Raw genomic sequence first — 6,263 nt, 5'->3', positions numbered from 1 at the left:
AGGAACGCCGAGCGCGTCGGGCTCGCACCGGAGGCGGCCGCCGCGCTCCGTGACGTTGTCGGGGAGCTGCGGAGAGCCCTTGCGGGAATCGGCAGCGAGATACCACCGGAACCCGAGTGCGTGCGCCTGGCGGACAGACTTGACGAGGTGATCGCCCCCGTCGCAGAGGCTCTCGAGACCCTCAGGGACGAGGCGCGACGGGAGCGCTCGACCTCGCTCGGCGCGGCGCTCAGTGCGGCACTGAAGCCGTGGGTCGAGGAGGCCGACCGGGAGGGCGTACGCGTAGAGATGCCGGATCTCGGTCCCCTGAGAAGGCTCCGCGTGCACGCGACGGGGCAGGAGCTGGAGCACGCGTTCGACAACCTCATCGGGAACGCCCTTCGCGCGCTTCGCGACGTGACGGACCCCAGGCTCTCCATCTCGTGTCTCACGGGAGCGCACGAGGTCCGTGTCAGGTTCGAGGACAACGGAAAGGGCATCGACGCGGAACGGCACGAGGTCATCTTCCTGGAGGGCGTGAGCGATCGGGAGGGCGGCGGCAGCGGTCTTCCGACATCGCGGGAGGCGCTCAGGCGGCGGTCCGGCGATGTGGTGCTGATACGTTCTGCGCCGGGGAGAGGCTCGGTCTTCGAGATCAGGCTGTTGACCACATAGGAGGGAACATGACCCGGCGGAAGCCGCAGGTGCTCATCGTCGACGACGAGCCGTACGGAGCGGACATCGCGGCGCGGCTCGAGAGGGAGTTCTCCTTCGATGTGGTGGAGACCTTCACCGAGGCTCAGAGGAGGATCGAGGACAAGCGCTACGACCTGGCGTTGCTCGACATCGACCTCGGTGATGGACCGAACGGCATCGACCTGCTCAAGTGGGTGCGGAGCCAGGACATGTTGCTTCCGGCGATCATGCTGACGAAGATCGCCGACATGGAGAAGATCGTCGAGAGCATCTCGAACGGCGCGTTCTACTACATCATCAAGGGGCGGACCGCGACGCTCAAGGAACTCAGGCACGTGGCCGAGAAGGCCATCGAACACGGGCGACTCCGGAGGGCCGTTCCGCCGCCGTCGGAGGACGAGCCGGATGCTCTCGCCCGGATTGCGGGGGTCAGCCCCGCCATCAGGAGTATCAAGGAACAGATAGCCGAGCTGGCCGACACCGACATCAAGGTCCTCATCGAGGGCGAGACGGGCACCGGCAAGGAGCTCGTCGCGCGGGCCATTCATGAGCTCGGGGAACGGGCGGACGTCGGTGCATTCGTCCCGGTCTGCTCCGCGGCGATCCCGGAGACGCTCGCTGAGGCGGAGCTCTTCGGTGTCGCGAAGGGCGGTCACGCCGAGGCGTACCGCGACCGGGTCGGCCGCTTCGAGCTGGCCGATCGCGGAACGCTCTTCCTCGACGAGATTCAGGATCTCTCACCGGGCATCCAGGCGAAGCTGCTGCGCGTTCTCGAGGACGGGACGTTCGAGCGCGTCGGTGAGAGCGTCAGCCGGGCCACTCACGCGCGCATCGTCTCCGCGTCGGTGCTCCCTCTGGACGGCATGATCCAGGACGGGACGTTCCGTCCCGAGCTCTATCAGCGTCTGGCGAAGGCCGTGATCCGGATACCGCCTCTTCGCGAGCGGCGGGAGGACATCGGCCCGACCGCGGCAGCGCTCGTTCCCAGGGCTGCCGCCGAGGCGAAGCGGCATCACGTGACCGGCATCTCGGCGAGCGCGATCGCCTCACTCGAGGAGCACGACTGGTCGGGCGGCAACGTCCGGGAGCTCCTGGCGGTCATCTCGCGTGCGACGCTCCGCACCCGCGGCGACACCATTCAGGTCGAGGACCTCGACTTCGGCTTCGACTACGGGGTCGACACGGTCGTTCCGCCGTATAAGGAGGAACTGGAACGCATGACACGCCGGTTCCAGCAGCGCTACTTCTCCCACCTGCTCCGCATCACGAGAGGTAACGTCCGCGCGACGGCCGAGAAGGCCGGGCTGCATCACACGAGCGTCTATGACATCCTGAAGACTGTCGAACTCGAGTCGGGGGACTTCAAGGAGTAGGCGTCATGGCGTCGTCGCGTCGAATCGGGAGAGCGATCTCCAATGGACGCGTGGCGCGTCTGGCCGAGCGATTCTACCCGGACCGGCTCACGGCCGACGCCGACGAGGCGTTCTTCCACTGGATCCGGAGCAAGCTCCCCGAACGCGCCGATGTCCTGGAGATCGGTGCCGGCCCCGGGCACACCCGGGTCCACGGGCTGCGCACGACGTCCCGGAGCGTGACCGGCATCGACCTCGACCCGGCGGTCCTCTCGAATCCGTCGCTCACCCGCGCTCTCGTCTCCGGGTTCGAGACGATGCCCTTTCCCGATGAGGCCTTCGACGCGGTGATCGCGAACAACGTCGTCGAGCATCTCGATGATCCGGTCGCGCTCGTCGTCGCCTCGATTCGGGTTCTGCGGAAGGGCGGGTCGCTCTATCTGAAGACCCCGAACCTCGACCACTACGTCGGTGTTGCGGGACGACTGACGCCTCACTGGTTCCACGTTGCGTACAATCACCGTCGCGGTCGGCCGGAGGGCGAGACGCACAGGACGCGCTACCGCATGAACACCGTCCGGGCCATCAGTCGCTGCGCTCACAGGTGCGGACTCGATGCCGAGGTCCGCACGTTCGAGGGGACCCCCGAGTACCTCATCTCCAACCCTGGGCTCTTCCTCGCGGGCGTGCTCTACGAGCGCGCGGTCAACGCCGCGTCTCTGCTGCGCCCCTTCCGGTGCGTGCTGCTGGCGCGGCTGACCCGTGTCTGACCTGTCCGACGCCGCCGGTCGACCTCTGTTGCCCCTCCGCGCTATTCTTGCTATAATGTAGAAACAGAACCCTCATGGAAGGAGCCTCTCGCATGCGCCCCCGTTTCCTCGCCCTGTTCCTGACTCTGACAGTGTCGGTCGCTCCGGCCGCCGCGCTCACGGCGGCGACGGGCGACGTGCTCGAGAGGGAGCGCCGGGACGCACCAACGGCCGGCCGCTTCTGGGTCTTCTTCGAGGACAAGGGCATCCCGTCCGGAGAGCGGGCCGCGGCACTCGACGAGGCGCGCGCCGTCCTCACGGAGCGCGCGCTCGCCCGACGGGCCCGCGTCGGAATGGAGCTCAACGAGAACGACCTTCCTGTGGTGGAGGCGTACGTCGACGCCGTCGCGGGCACCGGCGTCGAGATCGTCACACGGAGCCGCTGGCTCAACGCCGTCTCCGTCCGCGGCGACGACACAGCGCTCGCCGAGCTCGCCGCATTTCCGTTCGTCCGAGAGGTCCGTCCGGTCGGGCGGGGCACGAAGGAGCTTCCGGAGATCACGCCCGCGGAGCCGGCGACCGATCTGCCGGCGCCGCGCGGGAGGTCGCTCGACTACGGCTCGTCGCAGAGCCAGCTCGAGCAGATCCAGGTCCCCCTTCTTCACGACGACGGCTTCGACGGCAGCGGCGTTCTCATCGCGATGCTCGATACGGGTTTCGATACCGACCATGAAGCGTTCCGTCACCTCGACATCGTCGGGGAGCGCGACTTCATCAACGACGACACCGAGACGGCGAACGAACCCGGTGACCCCTCGGGGCAGGACAGCCACGGAACCGCGACGCTGTCGTGCGTCGGAGCCATGAAGGAGGGCGTCATCTACGGAGGCTCGTACAACGCGAGCTTCCTTCTGGCCAAGACCGAGATCGTCGACCAGGAGATCCAGGTCGAGGAGGATTACTGGGTCGAGGCCGTCGAGTGGGCCGACAGCCTGGGTGCCGACGTCGTCTCGAGCTCGCTGGGGTATCTCTACTGGTACACGTACGAGGACATGGACGGCGAGACGGCCGTCACGACCGTCGCGGCCGATATGGCGGCCGCGAGGGGTATGCTCTGCGTCAACTCGATGGGCAACGAGGGCAATGACCCCTGGCTCTACATGATCGCCCCGGCGGACGGCGACAGCGTGCTTTCAGTCGGTGCGGTCGACTCGTCCGGCATCCGCACGGCGTTCAGCTCCGTCGGTCCGACCTATGACGGCCGCATCAAACCGGATGTCATGGCGCTCGGGCTCTACGCGTTCGTGGCGACGACGGCCGACACCGCAAGCTACGGAAGCTCCAGCGGGACGTCGTTCTCGTGTCCGCTGACCGCCGGTGCCGTGGGGCTTCTGCTCCAGGGACATCCCGACTGGACCCCGTGCGAGACGATCGCGGCGCTCCGTTCGACAGGCACGTTGTCAAGCTCTCCGGACACGCTGATGGGGTGGGGCATCGTGCAGGCACACGACGCCATGTACTCCGCGCCGCTCGACGTTCCCGAGGAAGGCGGGCGCGACAGGCTGATCGTCATGTCGCGGCCGAACCCCTCCTCGGGCGCCACGACGCTCTCGTTCACGAACGAGCGGGCCGGGCGCGTCCGCGTCTCCGTCCATGACGTCGCCGGCAGGCGGGTGAGCGTGCTTGCGAACCGTCCGATGCAGGCCGGACCCGTCTCGCTCACGTGGGACGGTACCGGAGGCGACGGACAGCGTGCGGCGAGCGGCATCTACTTCCTGCGGGTCGAGACCCCCGTTCGAACCGGAACTTCCAGAATCGCGCTCCTCAGGTAGGCGGACGCTTCCTGAGGGTGCAGACGGGAGGGGCGGTGCATGAGCGCCGCCCCTCTTCCTTTCCGCACCGGCGGGTTTCCTGCTTGGCTATTGACACAAGGCGCCAGGGCTTACAGAATCCGGGCGAGGCCGTCATGTGACCCCATCGGGCCTTCGAACGTCCCGTGACGCGTCACGGCCTCGAGCAGAACCGCGCGCAGCTTCGCCTGCACGCGGCGTTGGTGCTTGCCGAACTGATCCTCATGGGATCGATCCGGAGGACCGATGATGATCTGCCGGAAGCGCAGCCTGCGTGCCCTGGCGGTCGCAGTCGCCGCTCTCAGCCTCTCCCTTCCCGCAATCGCGCAGACACCCACCGAAGCCCAGCTGGACGTCCTGAGAAGCCTGCCGCAGGCGGAGCGAGAGCGCCTGCTCCGGGAGTACGGCGTCGTTCCGGAGTCGGCGACGTCGCCGGAACGCGACGTCAGCACGCCGGACGTCACGTCGCCGCGGCAGCAGGAGACGAGCGACCTGGAGCGTCGCCTCTCCGGAGATGAGGCGCCGGCCGTGCCCGACACGCTCGGGTCGCCGCTCGCGGAGACCCCTGAGGGCGAGAGCATCCGGAGCGCGTTCGAGAACTTCGTGTCGGAGGCCGAGCCGCTGGTCGTCGACCGCGACCTCCGCCAGTTCGGATACGAGCTCTTCGCCGGGGCGCCGACGACCTTCGCGCCGGCCACCGACATCCCCGTGAGCCCGGACTACATCATCGGCCCCGGCGACGAGGTCGTCGTCCAGCTCTACGGCAAGACGAACAGGACGACCACGCTGACGGTCGACCGCGACGGGGTCATCGCCTTCCCCGAGCTCGGTCCCATCACCGTGGCCGGCCTCACGTTCCGCGAGATGAAAGAAACGATCGCCCGGGACGTGGAGCGTCGGATGATTGGCGTCGAGGTCAGCGTTTCCATGGGTCGACTGCGGTCGATCCGGATCTTCGTTCTCGGAGAGGTCTTTCAGCCCGGGAGCTACACGGTCAGCGGGCTCTCGACACTGACCAACGCCCTGCTCGCCAGCGGCGGGGTGCGTAAGATCGGGAGCCTCCGGGACGTTCAGCTCAAGCGCGAAGGGGAGCTGGTAGCGACGCTCGATCTCTACGACCTGCTGCTCGAGGGCGACACGTCCGGTGACGTACGCCTGATGCCGGGCGACGTCGTCTTCGTTCCGCCGGTCGGTCCGATGGTGGGAGTCGCCGGCGAGGTCCTGAGACCGGCGATCTACGAGATCGACGACGGCACGACCGTGGCCGAGCTCCTCGAGCTTGCCGGCGGATTCACACCGACCGCCCATGACGGTCTGCTGCAGCTCGAGCGCGTCGAGAAGTCAGGGAGGACGACCTACGACCTGTCGCTGGCGGCGACCGATCTGTGGACCGTGCAGGACGGCGACCTCGTGAAGGTCTACCCCGTGCGCGACCGGGAGGAGAACGTCGTCTTCCTGACCGGCAACGTCGTCCGTCCGGGCAAGCGCCAGCACTTCGACGGGATGCGGGTACTGGACCTCATCCCGGAGTCTGAGGACCTTCTTCCAGAGACGTACTTCGACTACGCGCTCATCGAGCGGGAGAACGAGCTCACCCGTGAACCGGAGTACGTTGGGTTCGACCTCGGCGGGGCGCT

General features: G+C 67.5%; 5 protein-coding genes. All 5 read left to right on the top strand.

Annotated features, from left to right (window positions below):
* On the top strand, positions 1–654 hold a 654-nt coding region (locus GF405_10700; GenBank protein MBD3368620.1), incomplete at its 5' end, for a hypothetical protein.
* A gap of 8 nt (positions 655–662) precedes the next feature.
* Entirely contained in the window at positions 663–2,048 is a 1,386-nt protein-coding gene (locus GF405_10695; GenBank protein MBD3368619.1) for a response regulator, read from the top strand.
* A 5-nt stretch (positions 2,049–2,053) separates the two neighbouring features.
* Entirely contained in the window at positions 2,054–2,797 is a 744-nt protein-coding gene (locus GF405_10690; protein ID MBD3368618.1) for a methyltransferase domain-containing protein, read from the top strand.
* A gap of 74 nt (positions 2,798–2,871) precedes the next feature.
* A complete protein-coding gene (locus GF405_10685) occupies positions 2,872–4,608 on the top strand; it encodes a S8 family serine peptidase (protein ID MBD3368617.1) in 1,737 nt (578 codons plus the stop codon).
* Positions 4,609–4,872: 264 nt separating this feature from the next.
* The coding region (locus GF405_10680) for a sugar transporter (protein ID MBD3368616.1) at positions 4,873–6,263 on the top strand (1,391 nt) is incomplete at its 3' end.

It is taken from the genome of Candidatus Effluviviaceae Genus V sp. (assembly GCA_014728125.1).
GTDB lineage: Bacteria > Joyebacterota > Joyebacteria > Joyebacterales > Joyebacteraceae > WJMD01.
The sequence above is the reverse complement of the archived record's forward strand: the minus strand, read 5'-3'. Positions and strand labels throughout refer to the sequence as shown.

Bases quoted from the DNA above. Each gene is read 5' to 3' on its own strand.
- GF405_10690 (MBD3368618.1), top strand. From the start codon at position 2,054: ATGGCGTCGTCGCGTCGAATCGGGAGAGCGATCTCCAATGGACGCGTG.
- GF405_10685 (MBD3368617.1), top strand. From the start codon at position 2,872: ATGGAAGGAGCCTCTCGCATGCGCCCCCGTTTCCTCGCCCTGTTCCTG.
- GF405_10695 (MBD3368619.1), top strand. From the start codon at position 663: ATGACCCGGCGGAAGCCGCAGGTGCTCATCGTCGACGACGAGCCGTAC.